Source organism: Streptomyces sp. C1-1 (genome assembly GCF_050214755.1).
Classification (GTDB): domain Bacteria; phylum Actinomycetota; class Actinomycetes; order Streptomycetales; family Streptomycetaceae; genus Streptomyces.
The window spans coordinates 1,217,062-1,231,573 of sequence record NZ_CP189826.1; the positions used below are offsets into that span (position 1 = coordinate 1,217,062).

Annotated in this window: 13 protein-coding genes; 9 read left to right on the top strand and 4 right to left on the bottom strand. The window is 73.7% G+C overall.

Translation table 11 applies throughout. The features are described from left to right. Positions 1–107: 107 nt before the first annotated feature. Positions 108–1,241: an ROK family transcriptional regulator gene (locus tag ACQF4J_RS05510; protein ID WP_351803790.1), complete on the bottom strand. Its 1,134-nt coding sequence runs from the start codon at positions 1,239–1,241 to the stop codon at positions 108–110. A 310-nt stretch (positions 1,242–1,551) separates the two neighbouring features. Between ACQF4J_RS05510 and ACQF4J_RS05515 the strand changes: the two genes are divergently transcribed. The 7 genes from ACQF4J_RS05515 (at position 1,552) to ACQF4J_RS05545 (ending at position 11,496) form a co-directional block, all read left to right on the top strand. Beyond that, positions 1,552–2,451, top strand: coding sequence for an N-acetylglucosamine kinase (locus ACQF4J_RS05515; RefSeq protein WP_427164809.1), 900 nt, complete (start codon positions 1,552–1,554; stop codon positions 2,449–2,451). Between the two features lie 413 nt (positions 2,452–2,864). Further along, positions 2,865–4,793: a phosphatase PAP2 family protein gene (locus tag ACQF4J_RS05520; protein WP_427164811.1), complete on the top strand. Its 1,929-nt coding sequence runs from the start codon at positions 2,865–2,867 to the stop codon at positions 4,791–4,793. Positions 4,794–4,886: 93 nt separating this feature from the next. Further along, positions 4,887–6,578, top strand: coding sequence for an ArnT family glycosyltransferase (locus ACQF4J_RS05525; protein ID WP_427164813.1), 1,692 nt, complete (start codon positions 4,887–4,889; stop codon positions 6,576–6,578). 124 nt (positions 6,579–6,702) lie between these two features. Further along, positions 6,703–7,626: a MurR/RpiR family transcriptional regulator gene (locus tag ACQF4J_RS05530; RefSeq protein ID WP_351564012.1), complete on the top strand. Its 924-nt coding sequence runs from the start codon at positions 6,703–6,705 to the stop codon at positions 7,624–7,626. Between the two features lie 321 nt (positions 7,627–7,947). Next, positions 7,948–8,322 carry a hypothetical protein gene (locus ACQF4J_RS05535; RefSeq protein ID WP_351564014.1) on the top strand — a complete coding sequence of 125 codons (375 nt, stop codon included), beginning with the start codon at positions 7,948–7,950 and terminating at the stop codon, positions 8,320–8,322. 56 nt (positions 8,323–8,378) lie between these two features. Then, positions 8,379–8,945, top strand: coding sequence for an antibiotic biosynthesis monooxygenase (locus ACQF4J_RS05540; RefSeq protein ID WP_351564016.1), 567 nt, complete (start codon positions 8,379–8,381; stop codon positions 8,943–8,945). Between the two features lie 115 nt (positions 8,946–9,060). Then, a complete protein-coding gene (locus ACQF4J_RS05545; protein WP_427164816.1) occupies positions 9,061–11,496 on the top strand; it encodes a SpoIIE family protein phosphatase in 2,436 nt (811 codons plus the stop codon). 31 nt (positions 11,497–11,527) lie between these two features. On the opposite strand, the gene ACQF4J_RS05550 is transcribed toward ACQF4J_RS05545, so the two are convergent. Beyond that, complete coding sequence (locus tag ACQF4J_RS05550; RefSeq protein WP_351564020.1) at positions 11,528–12,187, bottom strand: peptidoglycan-binding domain-containing protein; 660 nt, start codon at positions 12,185–12,187, stop codon at positions 11,528–11,530. Between the two features lie 217 nt (positions 12,188–12,404). Between ACQF4J_RS05550 and ACQF4J_RS05555 the strand changes: the two genes are divergently transcribed. Both ACQF4J_RS05555 and ACQF4J_RS05560 read left to right on the top strand, forming a co-directional pair. Next, on the top strand, positions 12,405–13,070 hold the full coding sequence (locus ACQF4J_RS05555; RefSeq protein ID WP_427168567.1) for a TetR family transcriptional regulator: 666 nt from the start codon (positions 12,405–12,407) through the stop codon (positions 13,068–13,070). Between the two features lie 133 nt (positions 13,071–13,203). Continuing rightward, the gene (locus tag ACQF4J_RS05560; RefSeq protein ID WP_351564052.1) at positions 13,204–13,617 is read left to right on the top strand and encodes a Zn-ribbon domain-containing OB-fold protein; all 414 of its coding nucleotides are present in this window, start codon (positions 13,204–13,206) and stop codon (positions 13,615–13,617) included. Between the two features lie 6 nt (positions 13,618–13,623). Here the strand turns inward: ACQF4J_RS05560 and paaI are convergent, their stop codons facing one another. After that, positions 13,624–14,043: a hydroxyphenylacetyl-CoA thioesterase PaaI gene (gene paaI, locus ACQF4J_RS05565; RefSeq protein ID WP_351564022.1), complete on the bottom strand. Its 420-nt coding sequence runs from the start codon at positions 14,041–14,043 to the stop codon at positions 13,624–13,626. Further along, positions 14,040–14,423: a hypothetical protein gene (locus tag ACQF4J_RS05570; RefSeq protein ID WP_427164819.1), complete on the bottom strand. Its 384-nt coding sequence runs from the start codon at positions 14,421–14,423 to the stop codon at positions 14,040–14,042. Before ACQF4J_RS05570 ends, paaI begins: the two co-directional genes overlap by 4 nt. Between the last annotated feature and the right edge of the window lie 89 nt (positions 14,424–14,512).

Below are 14,512 nucleotides of genomic sequence, written 5' to 3' on the forward strand. Positions count from 1 at the left end.
CGTGCGGCTGCCGTACGTCGCGTACGGCCGGGACGCCAACCCAAGCCGGCGTCCCGGCCGACTTAGAAAGCGCTTGTCCGGACATTGGCAGACCGAGTCGGAAGCCGTCAATCCTTCGCATGCGCGGCCTCGGTCACGGTTTGGACTCCACGGGCCACCGCGAGCCGTGCGGCACCCACGACGGTGCCCAGATCGCCCAGCGTGCTGCTGACCACCTCGGTGGGCCAGCTCAGCCGCTCCAGCTCGGCCCGCACACCGGGCAGGAGCTGCGGATACGCCCCGGTACTGCCGCCGAGCACGATGAGTCCCGGGTCCAGTACGGCGGTCACAGCGGCGGCGAGCCGGCCTATGTCGGCGGCGTGCCGGCCCACGACGGCGCAGGCGGTGGCCCGGCCCTGGCCGGCGAGCGAGAACAGCTCCTCGGTGGTGCTCGGGCGGGGACCGTCCTCCTCGCGCCAGGCCTCTGCGGCCCGACGCAGCAGCGAGCGGGCGCCGACGTGCTCCTCCAGGGCCTCGTGCCGCGGCTCGCGGCCGTCGTCCCAGGGGTAGGGCAGCCGGGCGACCTCGCCCGCGGCTCCGTTGGCCCCGCGCAGCACCTGGCCGCCGATGACGACACCGAGGCCGATACCGACGCCGATCCGCAGGTAGCCGAAGGTCTCGCGGCCGTGCGCGGCGCCCTCGTGCAGCTCGGCGAGCGCGGCGCAGTTGACGTTGTTCTCGAGGTGGACGGGCACCCCGGGCGGCAGCGCGACGGTCACCGCGTCGAAGACGGGTCCGGCCTTGGCGGTGGCCGGGCGCACCCCGGCGCCCTCGCCGTCGCGTGCGGTGACGTCACCGACGGCGACCACGATGGCGCGCAGCGGGGCGCCCGCGGGAAGCGCCTCCAGGGCCTCCCGGACGGCCTCGGCGGCCTGCGCCCGGGACTCGGTGGCCTCGGCGAGCAGGGTGCCGTCCAGGGCGCAGCCGCGCACCCGGGTGAGGGCGGGGCCGAGGTCGACGGCGAGGACGGCGCCGGCGGCCGGGCCCAGCCGGTAGACGGCGGCGCTGCGGCCGGTGCCGCTGGAGGCGGTGCCGGAATGGGCGGCGAGCCCGGCGCTCTCCAGTTCCGCGACGGCCGAGGACACCGTCGGTTTGGACAGCCCCGCCAGGCTCGCGAGCTGCGGCCGGGTCGCGCTGGCCGCCCGGGCCAGCACGGCGAACACCGCGCCGGCGCTCTCAGTCAGGCGCGGGGCTCGCACCACGTCGTGTTCCACAGTTCTCCCGCAGGTCACGGGCCGCTCCCCCGTCGTACTGACAGCGGGGGACACGGCGATGGGATGCCCGGCGTCACGCGGTACCACCCCCGTCCGCGGGGCAGCTCGGTCGGTCGGGTGAGCGAAGCCTCTTGACGCACTGTACTTCGTTAGTTAACTTCCTAACGAACTTCACGGTACTCGCCTGCCGTGTTCCGTCCAGAGGCCCGTCCCGGGGCTTCGCGAGTGCTTCAACCTGCTTCTGACCAGGCACGGTTCGCCCGCCGTCGCAGCACAGCGCAACGACGAAAGAGGTTCCGTGCAGGACTTCACGCCTCTCGTGGTCGGCATCGACGTGGGTGGCACCAAGACCCACCTCCGCGCCCTGGCGGGGCACGACCCCGTCGCCGATCACGTCCGGTCCAGCAGTGGCTGGCGGCCGCACGACCCCGTGGCCGCGGCCGGCTGGCTGGCCGCCCTGGTCGCCGAGGCCCTCCCCGCGCGCACCCGCCCGTCCGCGCTGGCCGTCGGCGGTCACGCCTGCGAGACCCCGCGCCAGTGCGAGCAGATCCGCACCGCACTCCAACTGCACTTCGACGCGCCCGCGCTGGTCGTGGGCGACGCCGAACTCCTCGTACCCGCCGCCGGCTTGGACAAGGGAGTCGGTCTGGTGGCCGGCACCGGCTCCGTCGCCGTGGGCCGGTCGGCCGACGGCACCCCCGTCCAGGTCGGTGGCTGGGGCGCGGTCCTCGGCGACGAGGGGGGCGCGGCCGGCCTCGTCCGCGAGGCCGCGCGGGCCGCATGGGCCGCCCACGACCGCGGCGAGGAACCCGACGACCTCGCCCGCGGTCTCGTCGCCGCGTTCGGCGTCGGCGAAGTTCCCGCGCTCGGGGCCGCGTTGGAGGGCGCCCGGGACATCTCCGCGGAATGGGGCCGGCACGCGCCGGTGGTGTTCGCGGCCGCCGAGGCGGGCTCCCGCGCCGCCCGCGCGGTGATAGCGGAGGCCGGGCGTTCACTCGCCTCGCTCGTGGAACGGCTCGCCGCCCGCGGTCTCCCCGTGGACGACGTCGTGGTCGCCGGCGGCACGATCCTGAACCAGCCCGCCCTGTACGACGCGTTCGCCTCGTCGCTCGCCGCCTCCCTGCCCGGAGTCCGCCCGCAGCCACTGCGGGTGCCACCGGTCGAGGGCGCGGTGGCGCTGGCGCGTTCGCTGCTGTGAGGGGCGCCCGGGGCTCCGTCGGGGATGCCGCGACGTGCGTCGCCCCCGGTGCCGGCCGAGCCCGGCACCGGAGTCGCCCGTCGCGGCGACACGCCCCCATGGGGGCGTCGCGGTACCGCGGAGGGTCTCCTCCGGCCCTCGCAGCTCACCCGCAGGACACGTCTGGCCGGAGGTGCGTCGCCTCCGGCAGGGCGTCGCCGTACCGCGGGGGACCTCCCCCGGCCCGCTCAGTTCACCCGCACGACACGTCTGGGCCGCCGGGCACTCCCCGGCGGGCCAGGACACGGCCGTAGATCTTCGCTCAAAGCTTCACGGGACGCACCGGATTCGCACATCCCCACGCCCCACCGAACACCTCTGATCGCACGATCTCCCCCGGCCGCAGGGCCGAAGAACTCAAGAGAGGCACACGCATGCCGTCATCCGCCGGGCACCGCTCCCCTTCGTCGAACGGCCGACCCTCCGTCGGCAGACGGGGTTTCCTCAAGACCTCCCTGGGCGCCTCGGCCGGTGTCCTGGCCGCGCCCACCTTCGTCTCCTGGCTGGGCGCCGCCGACGCCAAGGCCGCCGGCTCCGCCGCCGCGTTCGTCGACGACTACAAGACCAACGTCATGGCGAACCTCACCCCGGAGACCAACGCGGTCGTCCGGGCCCTCGGCGGGTTCGCGCGGATATGGAAGACGGGCGGCGCCTGGAACACCGGCACGCCGCTCATGCCCGAGGTGCTGCGCGCCAACATGCGCTACTGCGCCCGCCTCACCGGCGCCCGGACCGACGCACAGGCGAAGGAGGCCTTCCTCTACGACCGCCAGCACCAGAGCTACGCGATGATCGCGGGCCTGGGCCCGCTGGCCGACCTCTACAAGGCGGGCGCCAAGGCGGTCACCTCCATCACCGGCGCTCCCGACGGCACCCCGGCGACCAAGATCGACGACGCCGTGCCCGCCGACGCCCCGGCCGGCTCCGCGCTCGGCGCCGGCTCGCACGACTCCGCGCTCGGCAAGGTGGCCGAACTGGTCGACACGGTGCGCGGCAACTGGGCGTCGGGCAACCCGTCCAAGTACGCCTACCAGTACCCGCGCCCATGGCGCATGAACGAGGACAGCGAGGTCGTCGACACGGGCGCGACGGACGCGCTCGGCTACCCCGTCTACGACTCGAAGGTGGTCGTCGCGCCCCAGCTGCTGCGCCAGCGCAGCACCTCCCCCACGGACGACGGCGGCTTCCCCAGCGGCCACACCAACGCCTTCCACCTCGCGGGCCTCGCCTACGCCTACGCCGTGCCCGAGCGTTTCCAGGAGCTGGTGACCCGCGCCTTCGAGCTCAGCCACACCCGGATCATGGCCGGCATGCACTCCACGGTCGACGTGATGGGCGGCCGCGTCATGGCCACCGCCCTGGCCGCCGCCACTCTGGCCGACCCGGCGAACGCCGGACTCAAGGCCGCCGCCCGCGCCCAGGCGCTGGCCTACTTCACCGGGCAGACGGGCACCACCGCGGACTCCCTGTTCGGCTACGCGCACCCCGGCGCCGGCGACGCCTACGGCGACCGGGACGCCAACGCCCGCGCGGTGCGGCCCCGGCTGACGTACGTGCTGACCCGGCAGGGCCGCAGCACGCCGCTGACCGTGCCCAAGGGCGCCGAGGTGCTCCTGGAGACGCGGCTGCCGTACCTGACCGCCGAGCAGCGGCGCGAGGTACTGCGGACCACCGCCCTGCCGTCGGGGTACGTCCTGCTGGACGGCTTCGAGCAGTGGGGCCGGCTCGACCTGTTCAGCGCGGCGGACGGCTACGGCGCCTTCGACTCCGACGTGAGCGTGACGCTGGACGCGGCGGCGGGCGGCTTCGGCGCGGCCGACAGCTGGCGCAACGACATCGACGGCGCCGGAGGACTCACCAAGCTGGGCAGCGGCACGCTCACCCTGACCGGCCACAACAAGTACACCGGCGGCACCGTGGTGCGGGACGGCGTGCTGGTCGCCGCCTCGTCCCACGCGCTCGGGCACGGTGACGTGCGGGTGTCCGGCGGCACGCTGCGGGTGCTGCGCCCGGTGCGGGTGCACGGCACGTACGCGCAGGAGTCCGCCACGCTGGAGCTGACGCTGCGCTCGGGCCAGGAGCCCGCCCTGGAGGTGACGCGCAGGGCGCTGCTCGGCTCGGGCGCTGTGCTGTCGCTGGTGCTCGACGCCGACCGGCCGCCCGTCGCGGGCGACACCGTGCGCGTCGTGTGCGCGCCGCGGCTGAGCGGCCGATTCGACCGCGTCGAGGTGAACTCCGACCGGCTGCGGGCCGTACCCGTCTACACGGCGGAAGGTCTGTCGGTACGACTCCTGAAGCGGTGACACCCCAGGGGCGGGAGACGGTGCGAAAGTAGGGTCCATGACAGGGGCCCGGATCGCTCCCGCCCCCTCGCGGCCGGTGTCCTCGCGGGGCGGATGATGGCGCACGAACAGCACTCGGTCCTCGCACCGGGCCCACGCGACGACGAGGAGCGGCACCCGCCGCGGGTCACGCCGGCCGCGCACCGGCCCGGCCGGCGGTGGCTGGTGCCCCTGCTGGTGGTGGTCCTGCTCGGCCAGATGGCGGCCGCGATGGTCACCACCGCCGTGCAGCAGACACCGACGATCGACGAGCCGATCTACGTCGCCACGGCCGCCGACTACCTGCACGAGCACCGCGTCCGGCTCAACCCCGAGCATCCGCCGCTGGGCAAGCTGATCGTCGCCGCCGGAGTGGCGGTCGCCGATCCGCACGTCGACACCGCCCACCGGGGCGACCAGACGCAGTACGCGCGCCATCTGCTGTACGAGTCCGGCAACGACCCGTGGCGGCTGATGTTCTGGGCCCGGCTGCCGATGATCGTGCTGACCCTGCTGTTCGGGCTGGTGGTGTTCGCCTTCGCCCGTGAACTGGCGGGCGCCGCGGCCGGTTCGGTGGCCCTGGCCCTGTACGCCCTCTCCCCCGACGTCATCGCGCACGGTTCACTGGCGACCCTGGACGTACCGGCCGCGGGGTTCGTGCTGACGTCGGCCTGGCTGCTGTGGCGGGCCCGGCGACGCCCCCGGCTGTACGTGCCGCTGGGCGGCCTGGCGCTCGGCGCGGGGCTGGCGACCAAGATGAGCGTGCTGCCGGCGGTGCCGGTGCTGATGCTGCTGGCCGCCTGGTCGCTGTGGGGGGCGCGATCCGGGGACCGCCGGCGGGCGCTCGGGCGAGCCGCGGCGGGGGCGGCGGGCGTGGCGGTGGCCGGAGTGGCCGTCGTATGGCTGTCGTACCTGGTGGTCGATCCGCGGCTGCGGTGGTCGGCCGCGGGGCAGCGGGTACCCGCCGTGCACGGGCTGAAGGGGCTGCTCGTAGGTCTGCTGCCGTTCCCGGAGTCGTACCTGGACGGGATGCGCATCCAGTTCGGGCTGGAGCGGTATCCGTGGCAGGGCTTCCTGTTCGGGCATCTGTACACCGGCTCACGCTGGTACTACCTGCCGGCCGCGCTGCTGGTGAAGACGCCGCTCGGCATGCTGGTCCTGTGGGCGGCCGGTGCCGCCGCGGTGGTGGCGGTACGGCGGCTGCGGCCGGCCGCGCCCTATGTGCTGATCCCGCCCGCCGTCCTGCTGGCCTCGGCCATGACCGGCTCGCGGGACTTCGGCACCCGCTACGCCGTCTTCGTGCCGATGTTCCTGGCGGTGGCGGCCGGCTGTGTGCTCGCCGTACGACGGCGGTGGGCGCCGCTCGCGACCGGGGCGCTGGTGCTGTTCGTCGCGGTCAGCTCGCTGCGGACGTTCCCCTACTATCTGCCGTACTCCAACGAGGCGTTCGGCGGTCCGGACAAGACCTATCTGCGGCTGCACGACTCCAACGTCGACTGGGGGCAGGACCTGGGCAGGCTCGCCGACCGGCTGCGGGAGCGGTACCCGGGCGAGAAGGTCTGGCTGGTGTACAAGGGCAGTGGCGTGCCGTCGTACTACGGCATCGACGCCGCCGATCCGCGCGAGGTGGCGACCCGTCAGGTGCACGGACTGCTCGTCGTGTCGGACTCGGCGGTCGACAAGGCGCGCGGGCGGCTGCGCACCCTGATCGACAGCAGCCGCCCGGTCGACGAGGTCGGCCACTCGATCACGATCTACCGCCGGTGACCCGAGCCTGCGGCACGCACTGCCAGGATCCGTCCTGCGGGGGCCCGTTGCCCTCGTGCAAGCCCTGGTCACGACCGTGTGTGAGCTATGTTGAAGCACTGTGGCAGACAAAGGAGGCGGACCGGTGCCATCGCCGCAGCAGGCACGCGCACAGGCATCCTCGATCACCTCGGGCAAAACCGCTCCCGAAGCGGAGGCCGCCCCGGCGTCCCAGCTCAGGACGCTCTTCGACCGGCCCCGGCTCTCCCCCGGCCAGCGGCGCATCGCCCAGTACCTGATCGAGCACATCACCGAGGCGGCGTTCCTGTCGATCACCGATCTCGCCGAACGCGTCGGCGTGAGCCAGCCGTCGGTGACGCGCTTCGCGGCGGCGGTCGGTTTCAGCGGCTACCCCGCGCTGCGCGAGAAGCTCCAGTCGATCGCCCTGGGCACCCTGGCCGGCGGCCCCGGCGCGACCGAGGAGAACGTCGGCAACGAACTGCAGGCGGCGGTGGACGCCGAGATCGAGAACCTGGAGAACCTGCGGCGCGACTTCGCCGACCCCGACCAGCTGATCGACATCGGCCGCGAGCTGTCCGCGTCCACCCCGCTGACCGTGCTGGGGCTGCGCATCTCGGTCTCGCTCGCCGAGTACTTCGCCTACGCCGCCCGCCGTATCCACCCCGACGTCCGGCTGGTGACCCGGGGCGGCAGTGTCGCCTACGACGCGCTGCTGCAGTCCCGTGAGGCGGGCGGCACCTGGGTACTGGCGTTCTCGATGCCCCGGCACGCCCAGGAGACGCTCACGGCGGTCCGGGTCGCGCGCAGCGCCGGGCTGAAGGTCGCCCTGGTCACCGATCTGGCGCTCGGCCCGGTGGCCGACGAGGCCGACGTCGTCTTCGCCACCGGCACCGGCTCCCGGCTGGTCTTCGACTCCTACGCCGCGCCCGGCGTGATCGCCGCCGCGCTGCTGCAGGCGATGACCGACGCCGATCCGGAACGCACCCAGGCCCGGCTGGAGGAGTACGAGCAGATCTCCGACCAGCACCAGTTCTTCCTGCGGGAATGACCGGGTTCCTCCCGCGGAACCGCCCCTGCCGCAACCGTCGGTAACACCTCTCCCACGCGCTGTCCGGAATTACAAAGGGACCTTTCACAACATTTCGCGCATGAATGTTTTCATGCGTCTTGCAAAGCGGACGGCATATATAAATACTTCTCACGCGTCACCCGGACGCCCGAGGCCGCCGTCTCCTACCCGCGTCGGCGCCAGTGGTGTCCGGGCGGGCCCCGCTCAGCGAGGCCCGTGGCGGTCCCGGTCATCCCCTAGGCCGGGGCCGCCCGCCGCACCCGTCGGACCACCCTTCACGACGCCGCACACCCGGAAGCGATGCTCATGCAACTGACGACCACGCGCCTCAGCCCGGACTGGCCGTGCCAGGTCAAGCAGCCCGGTTCCTACGACTGGGAGCGCTCGGCGGCCAAGTGGCTGCGCGAGCTGGTACCGGCGCGCTACGCCAGCTATCCGGCATTCATCCGGCACCCCGTGCTGCTCGCCCGTCACGCGCAGATCCAGGTCCAGCAGGAGATCCGGGTGGCACGCACCGCCCTGCAGACCGCCCGCGCCGATCTCCCCGGCCTCGGCATGCCGGAGTCGGTCATCGAGCACACGATCAAGCTGTACGCGGCGGAAGTGATGCAGCTGCAGCACATCGCGCGCAGCGTCCGCGCCGTCACCCGGGCCCTGGTGGAGGCCGGGCGCTGACCCGGGGACCGGCGCCCGGCGCATGATCCGGGCCACGCGTGGCACCCGTGGTGAGCATGAGCACCACCCAGCTGCGACGAGGCGAGCCGGTCACCACCGTCCTCACCTGGCAGGTACGGCCCGGCCGGGAGCGGGAGTTCGAGGAGTGGACCCACGGGATCACCCGGTGCGCCAGACGGTTCCCCGGCAACGAGGGTGTCTCGTGGCTGCGTCCCGAGGACGGCCACCGCTTCCACGCGGTGCTGCGCTGGTCCGACCCGGACCGGCTCACCCAGTGGCTCAGGTCCGCCGAGCGCTCCGAATGGCACCGGCGCATCGACGGCGTGGCCACCGAGGTGGGCAGCGAACGGCAGTCGACGAGCGGGATGGAGACCTGGTTCAGCCTCCCCGGCACGACCGTGCAGTCCCCGCCCCGCTGGAAGATGGTCCTCACCACGTTCCTCGGCGCCTACCCCTTCACCCTCCTCATCCAGTGGCTGGTCACACCCCGCACCACCACCTGGCCCCTGCTCCTGCGGGCCGCCGTCTTCCCGGTGGTGCTCCTGCCGGTACTGACGTACCTGATCATGCCGCGCCTGAGCCGGCTGCTGCGGCTGTGGCTGTACCGGCCGCCGGATGAGTGATCGCGGTGTGCGCGAGCGGGAACGTCACGACCACGGCACGAGCCGACCCCTTTCGAGTGAAGTCCGGGCGGGCAAGACCGTGATCGGGCCCGGCTTTGTGTGCGATGCTCATCGCGTGACGAGCGAGCCCGCCACACCGGCGGATTCCGGGGCCGCGCCGGACACCGTCGCGCTGGCCAAGGTCGTCGCCAGGCAGCGCGCCGAACTGGACAGGCTGCGGGACCTGGCGGCGATGGCGGCTGTCCTGGAGCGGGCCAAGGGCGCGGTGATGACGCTGACCGGCTGCACTCCCGACGCCGCGGACGAGGAGCTGCGCCGGCGCGCCAAGGCCGGCGGACGCACACTGCTGGAACAGTGCTGGATCACCCTCGGCACCCTGGCGGCGCCGCCGGACGCCCCCGCCGGCACCCCGGCGGAAAGCCCGTCGACCGGGAACCGACCGGACGCCGCCCCCGCCTCCGTCGTCCCGCCGTCGCGCAACCCGGCCCAGGGTGAGGGGAGTTCCGCCGCCCTCGCCGCGCTCGGCAGGGAGCTGGTCCGGGTCACCACCCCGCAGGAACTCGCCCAGTGTCTGCTGGAGCAGCTAGCCGAGGCGTACGCCGACGCGGTCATGATCTACGCGCGGCTGCCCGCCGGAGGACTCGACCTGATCGGGCACGCGGGCATCGAGGAGAGGCTGGCCGCCCAGTGGCACCACGTCCCTCCGCTGAGCGGGGTCGCCGCACTCGACGCGCTGCGGGCGCGCCGGCCGCGCTGGCTGGAGGACCTCGAGACGGACCGCAGGCATTATCTGCTGATCGGTGACCCGCCCAGCCGCTGGCCCACCCGCGCCTGGCTGCCGCTGCCCGCGCCCGGGGCGACGGGCGGACGGCAGGGCTCCTCCCCCGACGTCTGCATCGGCATCCTGCGCTCCCGAACCGGGCCGTTCTCGGCGGAGCACCGTGACCTTCTGCAGGCGGTGGCCCGCCTCTGCGCCGGACGGCTGCGCGCGTTCGACACCCGCCCCGGGGGTGCGGTCGACGCCGCCGCGGAGTCCGTGCAGGCGGTGTTCGACGCGCTGCCCGGCGCGGCCATGCTCCTGATGCCGCCTCCCGAAGCGTCGGGAGGGGTCGAGGACCTCCGCATCGCCGCCGCGACCGGACAGGTCGGCGACGTGGTGGACAGAGCCGGACACGAACTGGTCGGCCGCCGGTTCCAGGAGTGCTGCCCGGCCCTGGCCGCCGAGCCGTCGCTGCGCCGCGGCCTGCGGCGGACCCTCACCACCGGAGAGCCGTACGAGAGCGAGCCGTTCGGGCACCAGGAGATCGTGGACGGAATCGCCGAGCTGTCCACATACTCGCTGCGGGCGGCACCGCTCGGCGAGGGGCTGGTCCTGACCTGGGTGCGGCACGGCTCCTCGGACCGGCAGGAGCAGCGGCTGGCGGATCTGCAGCGGCTGGGCAACCTGGGCTGGGCGAGCTGGAACCTGCTCACGCACGAGGTCACCTGGTCCTCGCACGTCTACGCGCTCCTCGGCCGGGACGCCGAGTCCGGCCCGGTCGGCCTCACCGAACTCCCGGACCTCGCGCTGCACGAGGACCGGTCCGCGCTGACCCACGCCATCGCCCGACTCCTGCGTGAGGGGCGGCCGTTCGACCTCCCCTTCCGGATCAGGACGACGGCGGGGCTGCGGCATCTGCGCGCCGTCGCCGAGGTGGTGCCGGACTCGCACGGCACGCCCGTCGAGGTGCACGGCGTCATCCAGGACCTCACCGCGCAGCGCAGCGCGGAGCTCGCCCTCGTCGAGAGCGAGCGGGCCATCCTCACCCAGCACGACGTCCTGCTGGCCGAACGGACCCTGGCGAGCCGGCTGCAGGACGCCCTGCTGCCGCTGCCCACCCGGCCGGTCCGGCTGTCCGGGCTGCGGGTCGAGGTCGCCTACCTGCCCGCCCAGGCGGGCATCCATGTGGGCGGCGACTGGTTCAGCGCCATCGAACTCGCGGACGGGGACGCCCTGTTCGTGGTCGGTGACGTCGCCGGTCACGGCATCGACGCGGTGGCCACGATGGCCCAGCTCCGCTTCACCGCCAAGGGCATGGTCATCACCGGATCGTCGCTGACCGGCGCGCTGGCCCGGCTCAACAGGCTGCTGCTGCACTCCCGCGACTCGCACGGCACGGCGACCATGGTCCTCGCCCGCTACGACCGCGCCCGGCGCCGACTGCTGTGGGCCCAGGCCGGCCATCCGCCGCCGCTGCTGCTGCGCGACGGCGAGGTGCGCTACCTCGACCGACCCGCCGGCATGCTGCTCGGGGCCAGCACCGAACCGCGGTTCCAGGAGGCGGAGGTCCGCCTCGAACCGGGCGACCGCGTCCTCCTCTACACCGACGGTCTGATCGAGCGGCCCGGAGAGAGCGTCGACCGGGGCCTGGAACGGCTCGCCGAGGGGGTCGTGGCGCACCACGCCGACGAGGCGGGCAGACTCGGCGCGCTGCTCGCCGAAGTACTGGCGGGCGAACGGCGCGACGACGTGTGCGTGCTCGACATCCGGGTGCCTGCCGAGCCGGAGTAGCCGACGGCGTCCGGAGCCGGCGCTCATGCCGTCAGCCGGTGGCTGCCGTGCGGGACTCCAGTGCCTGCCGGGTGTCGTTGCCGTAGACGCCGGTCTCGTCGCCCCTGATGCCGTACCAGAGCTGGAAGCGGGCCACCGCGGCCCGCAGGGTGACGTCGAAGACGCCGTTCGTGGCGCCGTCGCGGTAGACGTCGGGGATGCGCAGCAGGCGCTCTTGCAGGTCGGTCACCGCCGGGCCGCTGTCGCCCTCGCGGAGGGTGCCCGCGCCGTCGGGATCGTCGGCGGACGTGGCGGTGGCCGTCGGGGTGGGCTCGGCCGATGCCGTGGGTGCGGGTGTCCGCGCGCGGGTGTCGTCCTTCCCGCCGGACAGCAGCAGCGCGCCGCCGAAGCCGACGAGGGCGGCCGCGGTGACGGCCATGGCGACGGCGGCACGGCGCAGGCCGGGGCCGAAGCCGAACCGGTCGCGGCGCCGCGAGGTGGGGGCGTCGGTGCGCACGGGCGGGAGTTCCTGCGTCTCGCCCTCGTCCCAGGAGTGCGGGTCGGGCACGGTGACGGTCTCCAGGCCGGGGTTGCCCTGTTCCATCTCCCTGAACAGTTCGGCCAGGGCGTCGGTGCGGCGCGGTCGCAGTACGACGATGGGCTCCAGCGGCGACTGGTCCTGAGGTGACCCGGATGCCGGCGGCGTGGGCACAGTGCGCTCTCCTTCCGTCCCGTGGCGGGTCTGTCCGCCGTTCCCCGAGGAGAGATACGCGGGGACGTGGCCGCGGGTTCAGCACCCGGCCGGCGTCGGGCGTCCGGACCGTACAGAGCACTCAGTTCCCTGTTCGGCCTGCACTGAGTGCCATCCGTGTCCTGGAGGTGCTACTTTCGCGTTCATGAACACGGAGCCGGCGGCCGCGAAGCCCCCCATGCGGGACGCCCTGGTGGCGGCGGCGTTCCAGCTGTTCCTGGAGCGCGGTTACGAGCAGACGACCGTCGACGACATCGTCGCGCTGGCCGGGGTCGGACGGCGGTCGTTCTTCCGCTACTTCCCGTCCAAGGAGGACGTGGTCTTCCCCGACCACGAGCGGTGCCTGGCCGAGATGACGGCGTTCCTCGCCGAGAGCTCCGACGACGAGCCGGTGCGGCGGGTGTGCGACGCGGTCCGGATCGTGCTGCGGATGTACACCGAGAACCCGACCTTCTCCGTGCAGCGCTACCGGCTGACCAAGCAGGTGCCGGGGCTGCGCGCGTACGAGCTGTCGGTGGTGTGGCGCTACGAGCGGGCCTTCGCGGACCATCTCCGCGGGCGCCTCGCCGGCCGTCCGGACGGGACGCTGCGGGCCGACGTGGTCGCGGCGGCCGTGGCGGCGGCGCACAACAACGCGCTGCGGTCCTGGCTGCGTTCGGACGGGGAGGGCGACGCCAGTGCCGCGCTGGACCACGCGCTGGGGTACGTGCAGCAGGCCTTCGCCGGGCCCCGGGCGCCGCACGGCGGGGAGGAGCCCGAGGACGTGGTGGTGATCATCTCCCGGCGCGGCGCACCGATGTGGCGGGTGGTCCGGGAGATCGAGAGCACCCTCGAACAGGAGTGACCGGCCACCCCGACATATTGAGGGTACGCAGTGCCTTTACGTATGACACTGAGTGCCATACATTGATGTCGTGCACGGTGGCACGGCGAACCGCGCACGTGGGATTCCGGCCGAGCGCAGGGAGTTGACCAGCGTGTACCACCACTCAGGAAGCGTTGTCCGGCAGGCGGGCGGCTCGGCGGCGGGCGTACTCGACACGCCGCCGCGGGAGTCGGACGCCATCCTCTTCCAGCGCTGCACCTGGTGCGGCACCGCCATGTACCACCGTCTGCTGTGTCCGGTCTGCCAGGGCAGCGACCTCCGGACGGAACGCAGCGAGGGCGTCGGCACGGTCCGGCACTCCACGACCGTGCACCGCAACACCCCCGCCGCCCGCAATGTTTCGCTGGTCGAGATGGCCGAGGGGTTCGTGGTCCGCGGCCGGGTGATGGGCCCGCCGATCGGCATTCACAGCGGCGACCGGGTGCGGCTGTCCACGGCCAAGGACCCGGTCCGCGGCGAGCCGGTGTTCCAGCTGGTCGACGAGCCCTTCCGCGCCTGGACCTGACCGGGATCAGTCCGGCGCCGGCCGCAGGGTGCGGCTGCGGCCCCGGAACTCGGCGACCACCTCGTCGTCCCGCCGTACGGTGACGTCGTAGATCCCGCTGCGGCCGAAGCCCACCCGCTCCACCGCCTCGGCGGTCAGGACGTCCCCCTCGCGCGCGGACGCCACGAAGTCGATGTCGGCGGCGGCCGCGACCGTGACCGGCCCGTGGCTGTTGCAGGCGCAGGCGAACGCGGTGTCGGCGAGCAGGAAGACACAGCCGCCGTGGGCGATGCCGTGTCCGTTGACCATGTCCGCCGTCACGGTCATCCGCACCACGGCGCTTCCCTCGGCGATTCCCAGCAGCTCGATGCCCAGGCCGCGCGCCGCGCGGTCCTCGTCGAACATGCGCCGGGCGGCCTCGGTCGCGCCGTCCTTCTTCCGCGTCATCGCTCCCACAGTCCAGGTATCAGGTCCCGTACGGCCACGGGCTTGCCGGTCCCGAAGCACCGGTTGGCCGCGTGCCCCACGGCCGGCGCGAGGGCGCCGTCGCGCTCGGTGGCGCGCGGGCCCGCCGGCCGGCCCGCGTCGACGGGGCCGAACAGCGCGTCGAGCATACGGGGGTCTCCCCCGCCGTGCGCCTCGTGGTCCGCGTCGAGCGGGATGTCGGCCGGCGGCTTCCACAGCGGGCGCGCAGTGAGCCTGGCGCCGCCCGCGTGCTCGGCGGCCGTGTCCCCGTGCAGGGCGCCGCTGTCCGAGGCGGCCCGCGCACAGGGCGGCCACGCGGTGGCCGGGGCGGGCGGCGAGAGCGTACGTGCCGGTCTGGGCACGGTGGCCGGTGCCGACGACGGCCGCGCGCGACGGGGTTCGGCTCATCGGGGGGTCCCGTCCCGAGGCACGCGGACGCATGCCCGCCGCA

What these genes read in the sequence shown, in the direction of transcription:
- ACQF4J_RS05520 (WP_427164811.1), top strand. Translation starts at nt 2,865, where the DNA reads ATGCCGTCATCCGCCGGGCACCGCTCCCCTTCGTCGAACGGCCGACCC.
- ACQF4J_RS05525 (WP_427164813.1), top strand. Translation starts at nt 4,887, where the DNA reads ATGATGGCGCACGAACAGCACTCGGTCCTCGCACCGGGCCCACGCGAC.
- ACQF4J_RS05535 (WP_351564014.1), top strand. Translation starts at nt 7,948, where the DNA reads ATGCTCATGCAACTGACGACCACGCGCCTCAGCCCGGACTGGCCGTGC.
- ACQF4J_RS05540 (WP_351564016.1), top strand. Translation starts at nt 8,379, where the DNA reads ATGAGCACCACCCAGCTGCGACGAGGCGAGCCGGTCACCACCGTCCTC.
- ACQF4J_RS05555 (WP_427168567.1), top strand. Translation starts at nt 12,405, where the DNA reads ATGCGGGACGCCCTGGTGGCGGCGGCGTTCCAGCTGTTCCTGGAGCGC.
- paaI (WP_351564022.1), bottom strand. Translation starts at nt 14,043, where the DNA reads ATGACGCGGAAGAAGGACGGCGCGACCGAGGCCGCCCGGCGCATGTTC.